The organism is Pseudomonas sp. RIT-PI-r, assembly GCF_001297015.1.
Lineage (GTDB): Bacteria > Pseudomonadota > Gammaproteobacteria > Pseudomonadales > Pseudomonadaceae > Aquipseudomonas.
Window position 1 is genome coordinate 1 of the sequence record NZ_LIGE01000009.1, and the last position, 413, is coordinate 413.

At 58.8% G+C, this 413-nt stretch carries 1 pseudogene; it reads left to right on the forward strand.

What is annotated here, in order from left to right:
* A pseudogene (locus tag AK821_RS31255) lies at positions 1 to 413 on the forward strand (hypothetical protein); the annotation flags it as partial.

The window sequence follows — 413 nt, forward strand, 5'->3', positions numbered from 1 at the left end:
TTCCTCAGGGCGGTACGACCGTCGACACCACAGTCAAACTTTCAGGGGCCGGGGCTAAAGGTCAGAAAGTCCAGATCAAGGATGGCGCCACCGTCAAAGGTGAGGCGACGGTTAATCTGACGACAGGCCTTTGGGAGCTGATCATTACGGGCTTGAGCGTGGCTGCTCACAGCTTCACCGCCACCGCGCTGTATGGCAGTGGACAGGTATCGGCTGCGCGGACATTGACGGTAACCGCCAGTACCGCACCGACCATCACTCAGGCCCTGGACTCCAAAGGCGTGGTGATTCCTCAGGGCGGTACGACCGTCGACACCACAGTCAAACTTTCAGGGGCCGGGGCTAAAGGTCAGAAAGTCCAGATCAAGGATGGCGCCACCGTCAAAGGTGAGGCGACGGTTAATCTGACGACA